The sequence below is a fragment of the Nocardia sp. NPDC006630 genome (assembly GCF_040611495.1).
Classification (GTDB): domain Bacteria; phylum Actinomycetota; class Actinomycetes; order Mycobacteriales; family Mycobacteriaceae; genus Nocardia.
On the sequence record NZ_JBEXOK010000011.1, the window covers coordinates 222,871 to 238,277 of the forward strand.

General features: G+C 66.5%; 9 protein-coding genes. 5 read left to right on the forward strand and 4 right to left on the reverse strand.

Features of this window, described 5'->3' with window-relative positions; genetic code table 11:
- Nucleotides 1-18: 18 nt before the first annotated feature.
- From ABZX86_RS31595 to ABZX86_RS31610, 4 genes are read left to right on the forward strand one after another with little or no spacing between them, the layout of a single operon-like run.
- Nucleotides 19-1,953 (forward strand): hypothetical protein, encoded by a 1,935-nt coding sequence (locus ABZX86_RS31595; protein WP_355128678.1) that lies wholly within the window; start codon nt 19-21, stop codon nt 1,951-1,953.
- Between the two features lie 7 nt (nt 1,954-1,960).
- Nucleotides 1,961-3,466, forward strand: a complete 1,506-nt coding sequence (locus ABZX86_RS31600; RefSeq protein ID WP_355128680.1) for a hypothetical protein — start codon at nt 1,961-1,963, stop codon at nt 3,464-3,466.
- Nucleotides 3,463-4,932: a glycosyltransferase gene (locus tag ABZX86_RS31605; RefSeq protein ID WP_355128682.1), complete on the forward strand. Its 1,470-nt coding sequence runs from the start codon at nt 3,463-3,465 to the stop codon at nt 4,930-4,932. The genes ABZX86_RS31600 and ABZX86_RS31605 overlap by 4 nt, the downstream gene beginning before the upstream one ends.
- A complete protein-coding gene (locus ABZX86_RS31610) occupies nt 4,929-6,662 on the forward strand; it encodes a glycosyltransferase family 39 protein (RefSeq protein ID WP_355128684.1) in 1,734 nt (577 codons plus the stop codon). The genes ABZX86_RS31605 and ABZX86_RS31610 overlap by 4 nt, the downstream gene beginning before the upstream one ends.
- A gap of 4 nt (nt 6,663-6,666) precedes the next feature.
- On the opposite strand, the gene ABZX86_RS31615 is transcribed toward ABZX86_RS31610, so the two are convergent.
- The 4 genes from ABZX86_RS31615 to ABZX86_RS31630 all read right to left on the reverse strand — a co-directional run bounded on the left by ABZX86_RS31615 (nt 6,667) and on the right by ABZX86_RS31630 (nt 13,867).
- Nucleotides 6,667-7,824 carry a beta-mannosidase gene (locus ABZX86_RS31615; protein WP_355128686.1) on the reverse strand — a complete coding sequence of 386 codons (1,158 nt, stop codon included), beginning with the start codon at nt 7,822-7,824 and terminating at the stop codon, nt 6,667-6,669.
- A 260-nt stretch (nt 7,825-8,084) separates the two neighbouring features.
- The gene (gene dnaE, locus ABZX86_RS31620) at nt 8,085-11,624 is read right to left on the reverse strand and encodes a DNA polymerase III subunit alpha (RefSeq protein WP_355128688.1); all 3,540 of its coding nucleotides are present in this window, start codon (nt 11,622-11,624) and stop codon (nt 8,085-8,087) included.
- A 76-nt stretch (nt 11,625-11,700) separates the two neighbouring features.
- Nucleotides 11,701-12,591, reverse strand: coding sequence for a DMT family transporter (locus tag ABZX86_RS31625; RefSeq protein ID WP_355128690.1), 891 nt, complete (start codon nt 12,589-12,591; stop codon nt 11,701-11,703).
- A gap of 25 nt (nt 12,592-12,616) precedes the next feature.
- On the reverse strand, nt 12,617-13,867 hold the full coding sequence (locus tag ABZX86_RS31630) for a serine hydrolase domain-containing protein (protein WP_355128691.1): 1,251 nt from the start codon (nt 13,865-13,867) through the stop codon (nt 12,617-12,619).
- 129 nt (nt 13,868-13,996) lie between these two features.
- Between ABZX86_RS31630 and ABZX86_RS31635 the strand changes: the two genes are divergently transcribed.
- Nucleotides 13,997-15,379: an alpha/beta fold hydrolase gene (locus tag ABZX86_RS31635; RefSeq protein WP_355128693.1), complete on the forward strand. Its 1,383-nt coding sequence runs from the start codon at nt 13,997-13,999 to the stop codon at nt 15,377-15,379.
- The last annotated feature ends 28 nt before the right edge of the window (nt 15,380-15,407 follow it).

Genomic DNA, 15,407 nt, shown 5'->3' on the forward strand with positions numbered 1-15,407 from the left:
TTCCCCGGGAGACCATTCATGAGTTCGCGTGCGGCGACTGCTGTCTTCGCTCTGCTCACCGCCGCTGTCACCGTGACGGCCGCGCCGGCGGTGTCCAGGGCCGCGCCTTCGGATCATCCGATTCCGCTGGCGAGTCTCGGCCTGGGTAAGACGCTGGAATTTCCGGGGCGCGAGCACGAGGTCTCGCTCACGCTGCCGATTCTGCCGGGGCTCGCGCCCGTCGCGATCATGGGGACGGTGCAGCTGCCGCCGAACGTGGCGCGGGCGAGCATCGATGCCCGCTCGTCGCAGCACTTTCTCGATCGTGTCCCGCTACCCGCGGATCCGCGCGCGCCCGTGCGCATTTCGCTGCCCGGGGCGGATGTGGAGAACAATACGATCAGCCTCAGGCTGACCAGCTCGCTGGTTCCCGAGCCCGGCATCTGCATCGATGATTGGCTGGGGCAACCGGCGACGATGTCGGATGTCGTGGTGATCTACAACGGCGAGGAGGCGCAGCCCACAACGGTCGCGGAGTTCCTGCCGCCGGCATTGCAGCGCTTGACCATCTACGCACCCGCCACGCCCTCGCAGGTGGAGAGCGCCGCCGTGCTGGCGCTCAGTACGGCGGTGACCGCGCGCTACACCCGGCAGCCGGTGGCCGTTGATATTCGCCGAATCGATTCGGGTACAGCGATTCCCGATCACACACCGGCATTCCTGGAGCGCCAGATCGTGATCCGGGACGAGTCGAATACCGGGCTGCGGGTGACGGGTGGTCCGGCGCCGGTGCTGACGATCTCCGGTGACGAGAAGACGCTGCCGACCCAGATCCGGCTGATCACCACCGATTTGGCCAAGGCGGCCATGGCCCCCGACGCGACCGCACTCGGCTTGCCCGCCGCACCGCAGCTGGCGCCCGACAACACCACGCTGTCCGCGCTCGGCCAGAATCAGCTCAGCGCGACCGCGATCGGGTATGTGCGGGTGGACTTCGCCCTCGATCAGACCAGGCTCGGCAGGCCCTCGCACAATGTGCGAGTTGCGCTGCGCGGCAACCACACTCCCCTGCCGAATACCTTGAACGGGCAGCTGGCCGTGACAGTGAGCGGCCGGCAGATCGCGGCCTGGCCGGTGCAGCCCTCGGGCGCCTTCAGTGAGCTGATCACCATCCCGGACGAGCTCCTCGGCCGGTTCACCACGGTATCGGTGACGCTGCAGCAGGCGGGCCTGACCACTGGCTGCGGTTTCGAACAGCCGGTCACGCTGACCATCGATCCCGACGGTGAAGTGCACGGCGATCTCGCGACGCCGCCGCTGCCGGCGGGGCTGGGCGCGATACCGCAGGCACTGCTCCCGCGGGTGCAGGTGGGATTGCAGACGCCGGGCTTCGCCGATACCGTCCGGGCCGCACAGGTTCTCATCGCGGCGCAGCGGCTGACCTCGGTGCCGCTGCGGCCGGAACTGGTGTCGTTCGACGATGCGGTGCGCGGCACCCTGCCCGCCGTGCTGGTCGCCGCGAACGGCGGTGTGCCGGACTCGATCACGCTGCCGCTGGACCGCCGCGGCGAGACGCTCACCGTCTATGGCGACGATGCCTATCTGAAGACCAAAATCGATCTGACGCCGCCGATTTCGTTCGGATCGCTGCAGGCCACCTGGACCGGTAAGCGCACCGTCGTGGTCGCCACCTCCACGGAGTCGCCCGATCATCTCGATCGCCTGCTGAACTGGCTTGTCGCAGAACAGGACCGGTCGTTCCAGCTGACGGGCCCGGTGCTGTTGCAGGCGGGCGACCGGAATCCGGAGTTCTTCGATCCGGCCCGCCCGCTGGCCGCCGAGGCGGCGGCCGGTCGTTCCGGGGACTCCGGGACTCCGCTGGGGCATAAACTCGCACTCGCGGGCGGGGTGATCCTGGCGGTGGGCGTGCTGGGCGGCATAGCAATCCTGGTGCAGCGCCGGCGTACTCGCTGATTCGCGAATGACGGTCACTGTCGAATCGCCCGCACCGCAGCGGCCCGCGCGGAGCACCGTGCCATGGCTCACCGTGCTCCGGTTCGCCGTTGTCATCGGCTGCACCGCGGTGGCGTTCTGGAGTCTGTGGTTCGAGCTGATCGAGGATCTGGAGCAGGGCTCGGATATCGGTTATGTGATCACGCTGCCGGTGCTCGCGCTCTTCGCGGCCATCGGCATCGCACTGCGGCATCACGACGAGCTGCCCATTTACGACCGGCAGTCCGACATCATCATCGGGCTGCTCGGGCTGGGTTTCGCGGCCGTGCCCATGGGACTGCTGGTGCTGCGCTACCGCTACGAGTACGAGGTCCTGCACCTGGATCTGGTTGCGGCGCCGATGTTCCTGATGAGCGTGAGCGTTCTCATGTTCGGGCTGCGGCCGGTGTTCCGCTTCTGGCCGGCCTGGTTGCTGACGCTCGCGAGTTTCCCGCCGTTCTATCGGGGCTGGGTGGTCGCGCTGGGCGGAAGCAAACTCGCGAGCGGTGTGGTCATCGTGATGTTCGCCGCCATCGCCGCGGCCATCGGCGCGGGACGGACCCGCCGGCGTGCGCTCGCCGGCGCTGCCATCGCCCTCGCGACGGGAATGATGGCACTGGGCGTGCTCACGGTGTGGTTCCCTGCCGCGACAGTACTGGTTTATCAGCTCATCCCGCCCATCATGGCCGTGTACGTATCCACGACGATCATGTACTTCCACCACCGTGACTGGTCGACGGTGCGACCGCTGAACCGGCCCGTGCGGCCGCTGACAGCGGCGGAATCACGCAGTGCGACGGTGGTGGCGGTGGTCGCGGCGGGATTGTTCGCCCTCATACCGGTGCCGTCGGAGTACAAGGCGCCCAGTCCGCACATTCCGGGACTCGTCGTCACCGAAACGCTCGCCGCCCCACCGGGCTGGCAACTGCTCGACGAACGGCATTTCCCCTGGGTCACCAAATATTTCGGCCCGGACACCACCTGGACCCGGCAGAAGATCCGGGCGGTGCGCGGAAACCCGGACTGGGACAAGGAATCCCGGCGACGGCGGCTGGTGGTCGATATCGTGCGATCCGACAGCCCGCACAATGTCGACCGGTATCCCGAATTCACGATGTACCACCTGAACCAGCCACGCGTAACCCCCGGCATCCGAGTCGATCTGGGACACGGGGTGTCCGCGCGGCTCAATACCGTGCTGGACGATCGGCGACTGCTGAGCTGGACCTGGCTGAGCTGGAACTGGCAGGGCACAGGTGGTGCGCAGCGGGTCAGCCTCATTGCCGCGGACAATCATCTGCCTGATGCCGAATTCCCGCAGCCGGAACCGTGGGCGGTCAGCAATCTGGACAATCTGCTGCATCAGTTCCTGCGCGGCAATGCGGTGACCCTCGACCCCGAAAACGCCTCGGGCGATATCGATTACGACGTCAAGGACGACGCGATGCTGCTGGCGGTGGCCACCGAGATGGTGCGGATCGGAGCCGGGGGATGACGGGCGAACTGCCGGGGCTGGCCACCGAATCGGAGCGCACCCGGGCGCTGCACGTGGCGGTGCACGGATTGCGCGAGAAGAATCCGATGGCCTCCGCCTCGGTGGCTTTCCTGCCGTGGCAACGCAATACGCTGCTGGCAGCGCTGCTGATCGTCGTGGTGTGCGTACTGCTCGCGCCGATGCCGACAGTGATCGTGCTGGTCGCGGCCTGCACCCTGGGTTATCTGGCGGTCATCGTGGACCGGGTGCTGATCTTCACCCGCGGCATGGCGCGCGACGCCATTCTGACGGTGGACGATGAGCGGGCACGCGCGCTCCCCGATGATCGGCTACCGCCCTACACGATTCTGGTTCCGGCGTACGGGGAACCCGAGGTGGTCGGCGATCTCATCGCGGCCCTGAACGGGATCGACTATCCGCGTGATCGATTGCAGGCGCTCCTGCTGCTGGAGGAGGACGACTCCCCCACCATCGGAGCCGCCCACCGCGCCGGAATCGGTTCCGCCGGAAGTGAACACATCACCATCGTGCTGGTGCCGGCCGCCGATCCGCGCACCAAGCCGAAGGCGTGCAACTACGGACTGCATGCGGCGACCGGCGATATCGTCACCATCTACGACGCCGAGGATATTCCGGAACCACTGCAATTGCGCCGTGTCGTAGCGGCTTTCGGTGATCTGCCGCGCTCGGTCGTCTGCATCCAGGCCAAACTGGCCTTCCACAATGCTCGCCAGAATCTGCTGACCGCCTGGTTCACCATGGATTACGGGCTGTGGTTCGGGTTCCTGCTGCCGGGGCTCATGCGCAGTAGTTCGCCGATTCCGCTGGGCGGCACCTCGAATCACTTCCGGCGCAATGTGCTCATCGATATCGGGGCGTGGGATCCGTACAACGTCACCGAGGATGCCGATCTCGGCGTGCGCATCGCGGCGCGCGGATACTCCACCGCCGTCATCGATTCCACCACGCTGGAGGAGGCGAATCCGGATCCGATCAACTGGATTCGGCAGCGCTCCCGCTGGTACAAGGGCTATCTGCAGAGCTGGCTGGTGCACGCGCGGCGGCCGGTGCAGCTGTGGCGCAAGATCGGTCCCGTCGGGTTCCTGCGGTTCACGCTCATTCTCGCGGGCACGCCGATCATCGCCTGCCTCAATCTGCTGTTCTGGTTCATCACGCTGACCTGGATTTTCGGCCAGCCCGGAATCATCGAGAAGGTGTTCCCGGCCGCGGTCTACTTCCCGGCGCTGCTGGTGCTGGTGCTCGGCAATGCCGCGACGGTGTACATGAATCTGGTCGCCTGCCGGGAGAACGATCGGCCCGATCTGCTGCTGGCCTGTCTGACCTCACCGGCGTACTGGCTGCTCATGGCGGTGGCCTCGACCAAGGGGTGCTGGCAGCTGGTGCGCAATCCGTCGTACTGGGAGAAGACCTTCCACGGGCTCGGCACCACGAAGGAGGCCGAGTGAGCGCCGCCGGGGTATCGGTCGGCCCGGCCAGGTGGTCGGTGAACACCGCCAGGTTCTCGCTGAGCGCTGTCCGGGCGCCCCGGCTGATCTTCGCCGGATCCGCGCTGCTGTATCTGCTCACGGGCGCGTTCGTGACCGCCGGGCGCGGATATCTGATGGGTGATGCCCTGAGCCGGGTGTCGGCCACGCAGTCGGCGCTGTTCAGCCGGGATCCGCACCTGTCGGCCATCGGCTTCGTCTTCACACCGCTCACCTCGCTGGCGCAGCTGCCGTTCGTGGCGTTCTCGCCGTGGTTTCCGGGGATCACCCGCTGGGGGCTGTCCGGAGTGCTGATGACGGCGCTGTTCATGGCTGGGGCGGTGGTCATGATCTGGGGCATCGGCACCGATCGCGGTGCGCCGCACTGGCTCTGCGTCCTCGTGACCGCGGTGTTCGCGCTCAATCCGATGGTGGTCTTCTACGGCGGCAACGGTATGAGCGAGGCGCTGTTCCTGTTCTGCCTGTGCTGGGCGGTGCGGCGGCTCATGCGCTGGGTGCGCACCGACGGCGTGCACGATCTGGTCGCCTGCGGTATCGCGCTCGGGCTCGGATATCTGACGCGGTACGACGCATTGGCCCCGGCGGCGGCCGCGGCACTGGTGGTGTTCGCACTGAGCTACTACCGGCAGCGGCACGACGAATTCCGATTCTCCGGTGCGGCAATGGATCTGACGCTGGTCATCGCGCCGGTGGTGCTGGCGTTCGTGGTGTGGGCGGCCACCAGCTGGCTGATCACCGGGGAGGCGTTTCAGCAGTTCACCTCGCAGTACGGCAATACCGCCATTCTCGCCCAGTCGGGTGCGGCGGCGCCGGAGCATCCCTTTGCGGCGCTGCAGTATTCGCTCGGGGCCATGCTGATTCTCGCGCCCGTACTGCCGCTGCTGCTGCCGGTGACGGCCGCGCTGGCGGTGCGGCGGCGCGATCTGCAGGTCGCGGTGCCGATACTGCTGTGCGGAGCGGTGCTGGCCTTCCAGATACTCAGTTACGCAACCGGTTCCACCTTCGCCTTCCTGCGGTTCTATGTGGCTGTCATTCCCCTCGCCGCAATCCTGGTGCTGCTCGTACCGCCCGCACGCGGGTTCCCGCCGAGTCGCCGGCTCGGACGGTATGCGGACAGTCCGGATAGCCCTGAGGCCACAGCACCGTCACGTGCGGCGCGCGGCTCAGTCGGCGCGGCGGTGGCGGCGGCCGCGCTGGTGGCCTCACTCCCCGTGACAACGCTGGGAATGAGCAACCAGCTCATGGCCGTTCAGGAGTACGCGCTCGGCGCGGTGCTCTTCCCTGATCCCGGCAATGCCTCCGCCAGGTACGCCGATCAGGCGCGCATTGCCGCGACCTTCAGCACCGGCCGGAAGCTGGCGGACTATATCGACGCCCTGCACCTGCCGCCCGGTTCGGTGGTGATGGATACCGTGTACGGCTTCGCGGTGCTGGTCGCCTCCGACCAGCCCGACCGCTATGTCATCCCGTCGGATCGCGATTTTGTCCGAGTGCTCAACCGTCCCGCCGAACGCAATGTCAAATATATTCTGGCAGTGCCCAATTCGGGACGCGGCACCTCCGATGCGGTGAATCGGCGATATCCCAGCATGTACGAGAACGGTGCGCAGATCGCCACCCTGGAGCTGGAGATTCCCAATGACGGTGCGGGGTCGCCGAACTGGCGGCTGTATCGGGTGATCGGCAGCTGAACGCTCAGCCGAGCGTGGTCGCGGCGGCGACCAGGGACCACAGCGGGTCGTCGGGGCCGACATCGTAGGTGCACCGGTCCGGGCGCGGGTCGGGTACGAATGCCCAGATCAGCGCTCCGGCCGAGCCGGCGGCGCGCTGGCCGGAAATGCGGCGCTCCATTCGGGTGCGCCGCTCGTCCAGACTTTCGCATGATCCGGCATTCTCACCGATCTCGGCCACCAGCAGTGGTTTTCCCAGCTCTCGCGCCTGCACCAGACGACGGCCCAGACCACTATTGGGCCCATTGGGCAGCGGGGTGTCCGCCTCGGAATAGTCGTGATACTCGACGACGTCCACGTTCGGCGATTGGCTGACATAGCGGAAGTCCTCGCCGGCGGTACCGCACTGGCTGCCGCCGACATAACCCGCGAAGATCAGCCGTGCGGGGTCGAGCTCACGCGGAATCCTCCCGGCCTCGTCCATGAATGTGCGCAGTACCTGCGCGGCGTCCTTCGGGCAGGTACGCACCCGCAGATCGCATTGGCTACTGCGGCAGATACTCGGCTCCGGCTCGCCGATGAGTTCCCATCCGGCTACCGCCGACGAGCTGCGCCAGCGGCCGATGGCCGTACGCAGCCAATCGCTGAAACTCATGACCATTCGGCCGTGAATCGGAGTGAACTCGGTCCAGCCGTCCACGAACCACTGGCGCTGTTTGAAGATCTCGTCACCGCAATCGCCGGTCTGCGCGCCCAGCACCGGCAGGATCATGCGCCCGTGCCGCTCGGCCGCGGCGAATACCGCGTCCGCGGCGGTGAAATCGAGCACCCCGGTGTTCTTGTTCACCGCGAGCGCCTGGAACATGGTGAATCGGGTCAGCGAATTCTCCGGCACCTTGCTGAAGAAGTCGTCGAGATTCACCTCGGCCCCGCACCCGAAGTTCACCGAGTAGCGGGTGGCGAACTGCGGACCGTTGAATCCGGCGGGCCACCACGGCCGTCCGCGCAGCGTCAGCCCCTGCGGAGTCGCGCCGACCACGGCCTCGGCAGCAGGTGCTCCCATCGTGACCTGCTGTGGCAGTGAGGTGGTCACGACCGAATGGGGGCCACTGTGCGAGCAGGCGGCGAGCAGAGCAGTGGCCGCCAGCGCGGCCAGGATACGCACGCGCGGGAAAGCCACCATGGACAAACCTCCGGTCCGAGCACCGTGGATCCCGGCCGAAAGCGCGCCGGGATGACGAGGGAGCAACTACACGCCGGGATGGTGAAGAAGTCTCTCCCGGCACCCTACCGCCGCCGTCGGCAAACACCACGCAACCTGAAATGTATACCCGTCATCCCGGCATGCTGTACCCGTCATTCCGGCGTGCGTTTGGCCGGGATCCACACTGGCAGATGTGGATCCCGGCCGAGGCGTGCCGGAGTGACGGGTTCGGACCGTGGTCAGCCTGCGAGGCAGCCCGGGCCGAGCAGTGCTTTGAGGTCGCCCATGAGCGCCGAGGACGGTGAAACTCGCAGGTTGTCAGCCACTTTCAGGAGTGTGGTGCGCTCGCGGGAACCGACGTGGCGGATGTGGACGTCGGCGGTGCCCGGATGGCTGCTCAGGACCCGCTTGAGCGCGCCGATCTTGTCCGGGGTGCACAGCCGGGTCGGGATGATCACCGACATCGGCTTGTCCACGCCGATGGACGAAAGATCCGGCACGATAAGGTCGTTCGCGATCAGCGAGATGCGGTCATCGCGCGCGGAGACGCGGGCCTTCACCAGGACGATGGCGTCCTCGGTGACATCCATGCCGTAGACCGAATAGGACTGCGGGAAGAACAGCACCTCGATACCACCGCTGAGGTCCTCCAGCTGCGCCGAGGCCCAGGCCAGGCCGTTCTTATTGACGCGGCGGGTGACGCTGGCGAAGATGCCGCCGATGGTGACCTGCTGGCCGTCCTTGACGTCGCCTTCCAGAATGGTCGGGATCTGCGTATCCGACTGTGCCGCAAGCACATGCTCGACGCCGTTGAGCGGATGCCCGGAGACGTACAGGCCCAGCATTTCGCGCTCGAGGGCCAGCTTGTGCTTGGTCTCCCACTCCTCGTCGGGCACCTTCACATTGAAGACGCTGGCCATCGAATCATCGTCGTCCAGGCCGCCGAAGAGGTCGAACTGGCCGATGGCCTCGGCCTTCTTGGTGGACATGACCGCGTCGATGGCATCGGAGTGAATCAGCAGCAGACCCTTGCGCGGATGCCCGAGCGAATCGAAAGCGCCTGCCTTGATGAGAGATTCGATGACCTTCTTGGAGCAGGCGGCGGCGTCGACCTTGTTCAGGTAGTCGGAGAAGTCGGTGAACTTCCCCTTCTCCTTGCGCGCGGTGATGATCGAACCCACCACGGCCGCACCGACATTGCGCACCGCGCCCATACCGAAGCGGATATCGCCACCGACGGAAGCGAATTCGACCTGGGATTCATTGACGTCCGGCGGCAGCACCTGAATGCCCAGGCGGCGGCAGTCGGCCAGATAGATCGCGGCCTTGTCCTTGTCGTCACCGACGGAGGTGAGCAGACCGGCCATGTACTCGGCCGGATAGTTGGCCTTGAGGTACGCGGTCCAGAAGGAGACCAGGCCGTAGCCGGCGGCATGCGATTTGTTGAACGCGTAACCGGCGAACGGAAGAATGGTGTCCCACAGCGCCTTGATGGCCGGCTTGGAGAAGCCGTTGGCCATCATGCCCGCTTCGAAGCCCTCGAATTCGGCCTCCAGGACCGAGGCCTTCTTCTTACCCATGGCGCGGCGCAGAATATCGGCTCGGCCGAGCGAGTAGCCGGCGACCTTCTGCGCGATCTGCATGATCTGTTCCTGATACACGATCAGGCCGTAGGTATCGCCCAGGATGACCTTCAGGGGCTCTTCGAGCTCCGGATGGATGGGTTTGACCTCTTGCCGCCCGTTCTTACGGTCGGCGTAGTCATTGTGGGCGTTCATGCCCATGGGGCCTGGGCGATACAGCGCGAGCACGGCGACGATATCGTCGAAGCCGGTGGGCTGCATGCGGCGCAGCAGATCGCGCATGGCGCCGCCGTCGAGCTGGAAGACGCCGAGAGTGTCTCCGCGCGCGAGCAATTCGTAGGTCGGCGCGTCTTCCAGCGGCAGCGTGTCCAGGTCGAGATCGATGCCGCGGTTGTTCTTCATATTGACCAGCGCGTCACCGATGACGGTGAGGTTGCGCAGGCCCAGGAAGTCCATCTTCAACAGGCCGATGGCCTCACACGACGGGTAGTCCCAGCCGGTGATGATGGCGCCGTCCTGCGCGCGCTTCCAGACCGGGATCGCATCGGTGAGCGGCTCGCTCGACATGATGACCGCGCAGGCGTGTACGCCGGCATTGCGGATCAGGCCCTCGAGACCGCGCGCCGTCTCGTAGATCTTGTTGACATCCGGGTTGGTATTGATGAGCTCCCGGACCTCGGCGGCCTCTTTGTACCGCTCGTGCTCGGGATCCATGATGCCCGAGAGCGGAATGTCCTTGGCCATGATCGGCGGCGGCAGCGCCTTCGAAATCTGGTCCGCAATGGCGAAACCCGGCTGGCCGAACTGTACGCGGGCCGAATCCTTCAGCGCCGCTTTGGTTTTAATGGTACCGAAGGTGATGACCTGCGCGACCCGGTCGCTGCCCCACTTATCGGTGGCGTAGCGGACCATCTCACCGCGGCGGCGATCATCGAAGTCGATATCGATATCGGGCATGGACACGCGCTCGGGATTGAGGAAGCGCTCGAAGAGCAGCCCGTGCGGGATGGGGTCGATATTGGTGATGCCCATGGAGTAGGCGACCAGCGAACCGGCGGCCGAACCACGGCCCGGTCCGACGTGGATGCCGACCGAGCGGGCATAGGTGATGAGGTCGGCGACGATGAGGAAGTAGGCCGGGAAGCCCATTTCGATAATGACGTCGAGCTCGAAGTCGGCGCGCGGCATGTACTCCGGCGGAATGCCTCTCGGGAACCGGCGATCCAGCCCCTTCATGACCTCGTGCCGCAGCCAGCTGCCCTGGGTCTCCCCCTCGGGCACCGGGAAGATCGGCATGCGGTCGCGGTGCTCCCACACCTCGTCGTAGGACTGCACGCGCTCACCGATGAGGACCGTATTGTCGCAGGCCCCAGGGACTTCCGCGTCCCAGATGGCGCGCATCTCCGCGGCGGACTTGAGGTAGTAGCCGCTGCCGTCGAACTTGAAGCGGGTGGGATCCGACAGCGTCTTACCGGTCTGGATGCACAGCAGCGCTTCATGGTTGGCGGAGTCGGTCTCGTGCACGTAGTGGCAGTCATTGGTGGCCAGCGGCGGAATGCCCAGCTCGCGGCCGACCATGAGCAGGCCCTCGCGGACCCGCGTCTCGATGGACAGGCCGTGATCCATGACCTCGAGGAAGAAGTTCTCCGGGCCGAAGATCTCCTGCCACTTCGCCGCGGCCTCCAGCGCCTCGCGCTCCTGGCCCAGGCGCAGACGGGTCTGCACCTCGCCGGAGGGGCAGCCGGTGGTGGCGATGATGCCCGCCGCGTGCTCGGCGATGATGTCGGCGTCCATACGCGCCCACTTGCCGAGCTGGCCCTCGATCGAGGCCAGCGAGGACAGTTTGAAGAGGTTCCGCAGACCGGTCGCGTTCTCCGCGACCATGGTCATATGGGTGTAGGCGCCCGAGCCGGAGATGTCATCGCTCTTCTGCGACGGGTCGCCCCACCGCACGCGCTTGGTGTTGAAGCGGGACTCGGGCGCGATGTACGCCTCGATGCCGATGATCGGCTTGATGCCCTGCTTCTTGGCGGAGTTGTAGAACTCCGAAGCGCCGTACATGTTTCCGTGGTCGGTCATGCCGACGGCGGTCATGTCCAGCCGCTGCGCCTCTTTGAACAGTGGCGTGATCTTCGCCGCGCCATCGAGCATCGAGTACTCGGTGTGGTTATGGAGGTGAACGAATGATCCCGACACGAAGACACATGTTAGGTCCTGGCACCGACAACAGCTTCCGCGGGCGGCGTGGCGACTTTGCGTGTCGTGGTGGACTTCACTGCGAGCGCGGGGAAACCGGCTCCGGATCGAGGTTTTCGAGCGGGTCGCCCACTTGAGCGCGGGACAGTACCACAGCGGCGACACACATGGTGACCACGGAGATCAGGACGAAGACGGTGCCGATCGGTCCGCTTCGCAGCCGCTCATCGAGCACGGTGATGCCGACAAAGGCCGCGACCAGAGGTTCGGCGACTGTAAAGGCGGGCAGGCAGGCCGCCAGCGAACCGGCCTGATAGCCGACCTGCTGGAGGTAGACGCCGCAGAGGCCGGTCGCGATCAGCAGGTACAGCTCCCAACTGGTGAGGGCATGGCCGATATTGCGCTCGAACAGCTGGGTCACGTATTCGGTCAGCGCCGCCGAGACGCCGACCAGGGTGCCGCCCGCCGCACCGAGCATAAGTGCGCGCAGCGCAGAGGTTTTCGCCATGCGGGAGACCACCAGCGCCGCCGCGACCAGCAGGAAGATCACCAGCAGCGGCAGCACCCAGCGGTGCAGTCGCGCATGGGTGAGGCCCGGGGTGGGATCGCCCACAATAAGGAAGACCGCCAGCGCCATCGACAGCGCCAGTGCCGTCAGCCACATGGCCGGGGTGGTCTTGCGGCCGCTGTAGCGGGCGGCCAGCGGCAGCGCGAAAACCAGGGCGCTCACCAGGATCGGCTGCACGATGAGCACCGACCCCATGGCCAGCGCCGCGACCTGGAAGGCGAATCCGCCTCCGTCGCCGATCATTCCGGCCCACCACCGCGGGCTGCGAATGAGCGAGCGCATGAGGGCATCGCCGTCGGGCACTTCGGAGGCGGCCTGCTGCTGCGCCACGGCCGAGACCGCGAACAACAGGGCCGCCACGAAGGCACAGATCACAGCACCGAGAGGTAGTCCAGACACGACCCCAGTCTGCCGCGCCCCCGGCTCAGGCCGCGCGGCGGCTCGGTACTGCGGTGGTACGGCGTGTCGCGCGGGCGCCCCGGACCGCCAGCGGCAGCACCCAGGCCGAGGCGATCTGATCGGAGGTGAGAGCCGCCAGCGAGAGCCGATTGTGGACGAATCCGACGGAAAGTCCCTGCTGAGGGTCGGCCCAGCCGAAGGAACCGCCCAGGCCGATATGGCCGAAACCGGCGCGGGCGCCCGGCATGGGCAGCGAGTGGTAGCCCATATGCCAGAGCATGGGGAAATAGAAGAGCGCGTGATCGAGGCGGTAGGTCTCGATATGCCGCATGGTCTTGATGGTCTGCGGCGACAGGAAGCGGTGGCCGTTGCTCATACCGCCGTTGGCCAGCGCACCGTAGAGGGTGGCCAGACCGCTGGCGGTGCACACGCCATTGCCCGCGGGGAGCTCGGTCTCCAGGATCGGCGGATTGTCACCGTCGACGAACTCCTCCAGGCCGGGCAGGAACAGGGCGCGGGTCGCCGCACCCAGTGCGCCCGGAAGACCATAGGCACGGCCCAGGAACAGCGAGACGTAGGTGGTGCCCACGGCCGCGAGGCGACTGCCCTGCAATTCGGCCGCGGTGGTGGCGGCTCCGGCCGGCGGGCGGCCCAGGTGGATGCCGTCGGTGCCGAGCGGTTCGGCGATCTCGGTGCGGAACAGCTCGGCCATGCCGCGACCGGTGACGGCGCGGGCCAGACCCGCCAGCAGCCAGCCGAAGGTCAGGGCGTGATAGGTCGGAATGTTCAGCAGGTGATCGGGTTTCGCGGCGGCGAGGCGCTGCTCCATCAGGCGGTGGTCCAGAATATCGTCCAGGCCGCGGGCGATCTCAGGCAGGCCGGACAGGCCCGCACGATGGGACAGCAGCTGCCGCACCGTGATTCGCTCCTTGCCATTGGCCGCGAATTCGGGCCAGTAGGCGGCGACAGGGGTGTCGTAGTCGAGCAGGCCGCGGTCGGCGAGACGGTGAATCACCGTGGCCGCAATGCCTTTGGTGGCGGAGAAGACCACGGCGCCGGTATCGGCGCCCCATGCGGTGGCGGGCGCGGCCTCACCGATCCAGGCATCGACCAGCGGCACGCCGTGCAGATGCACCGAGAGCGCACCGCCGGCGCCCGGGTGACCGCCCATCATTCGCGCGAAAGTACGTACCAGGGGCCCGAATTCGGGGGTCGCGAACCCGCCCACACCGGTGGGTAGATCCGCGAGCGCCGGGGCGGTAGCGACATTGCTCACTGATCCAAGGTACGAGGCGCGCAGCACCGAGGGCAATGGGATGACCACGAGAGTTACCGGCCGGGACCCAGAGGTTATTTACGGTGTCGAATCGGTAATGCCGGTGTTACCCGCGCGTACGCTCGGAGAATGCGCGTACTGCGGTCGCTTTCGCTGGGCCTGTTCGTTGTGGTCGTGCTCGCGATGGCGGGCTGCTCGAGTACGCAGCCCGCACAGACGTACGTGACCGGGGACTGGCACGGAAATATCGAAGTGCCTGGTCAGCCGCTCGCGATCGGTGTCAACTTCACCACCGACGGCAAGGGTTCGATCGAGATTCCGGCGCAGAACGTGTCGCACAAGCAGTTGAGCGCGGTGCGCAATGATGTGGATCAGGTCGAGTTCTCGATCCCGGAGTTCCCCGGGCAGCCGGCCTTCAAGGGGAAGTACGACAAGGCCTCGGACAGTATCAAGGGCGATTTCACGCAGTCCGGGAAAACCTTGCCGCTGACGCTGACCCGGGGGCAGGTGGCCGGGGTGGCGCGGCCGCAGGAGCCGAAGCCGCCGTGGCCGTACAAGTCCGAGGATGTCAGCTACCGCAGCGGGAGCATCACCATCGCGGGCACGCTCACCGAGCCGCAGACCGGCGGGCCGCATCCGGCGATGCTGCTCATCACCGGCAGCGGGGCGCAGGATCGCAATGAGGAAATCCTGGGGCACAAGCCGTTCCTGCTGTGGGCGGACACCCTGACCCGGGCCGGATATGCGGTGCTGCGCACCGATGATCGCGGGGTCGGCGGCACCGGCGGGGATCTCGCCGCCGCCAGCTATCAGGACCTGACCGACGATATCGGCGCGGGCGTGGCGTTCCTGCACGGGCGCGCGGACATCGACGGCACACGCATCGGTTTGCTGGGGCACAGTGAGGGCGGATACCTTGCGCCGCTGTATGCCTCGCGGCCCGACAGCGGTGTGGCCTTCGCGATTCTGCAGGCCGGGCCGGCGGTGTCCGGAGCGGATGTCCTGCTCGAACAGAATCGGCTGATCCTGACCGCCTCGGGCGCCTCGCCCGAAGCCGTGGCCGCGCAGGTCGGCTATATCTCGGGGCTCACCAGCATTATTCGCAACGGTGATCTGGGTGCCGCGAAAATCTATGCGCAGCAGCACAATGACAGCCTGCCCGCCGATCAGCGGGCTTCGGGCGAGACCATCGACACCCTGGTGACGCCGTATATGGCCGCGCTCATCAATTACGATCCGGCACCGGCGCTTTCGGCGCTGCGCGTTCCGGTGCTCGCCATGTACGGCACCAAGGATCTGCAGGTTCCGGCGGCGCAGAGCGAAGGGCCCATGCGCAGTCTGCTGGCCGCCGATCCGGATGCCACCGTGCAGGTCTTCGACGGACTCAATCACCTCATGCAGCCCGCGAATACGGGGCTGCCCAGTGAGTACGCCACCATCGAGACGACCATCGACCCGCAGGTGCTGAGTTATGTCACCGCATGGCTGACCAAGCGCTTCCCGCCGCGGTAGCGCACAGGTGTGGGTCCCGGCCGGCAAC

Coding starts and splice junctions, on each gene's coding strand:
- ABZX86_RS31635 (WP_355128693.1), top strand. CDS start 13,997: ATGCGCGTACTGCGGTCGCTTTCGCTGGGCCTGTTCGTTGTGGTCGTG.
- ABZX86_RS31595 (WP_355128678.1), top strand. CDS start 19: ATGAGTTCGCGTGCGGCGACTGCTGTCTTCGCTCTGCTCACCGCCGCT.
- ABZX86_RS31600 (WP_355128680.1), top strand. CDS start 1,961: ATGACGGTCACTGTCGAATCGCCCGCACCGCAGCGGCCCGCGCGGAGC.
- ABZX86_RS31605 (WP_355128682.1), top strand. CDS start 3,463: ATGACGGGCGAACTGCCGGGGCTGGCCACCGAATCGGAGCGCACCCGG.
- ABZX86_RS31615 (WP_355128686.1), bottom strand. CDS start 7,824: ATGGTGGCTTTCCCGCGCGTGCGTATCCTGGCCGCGCTGGCGGCCACT.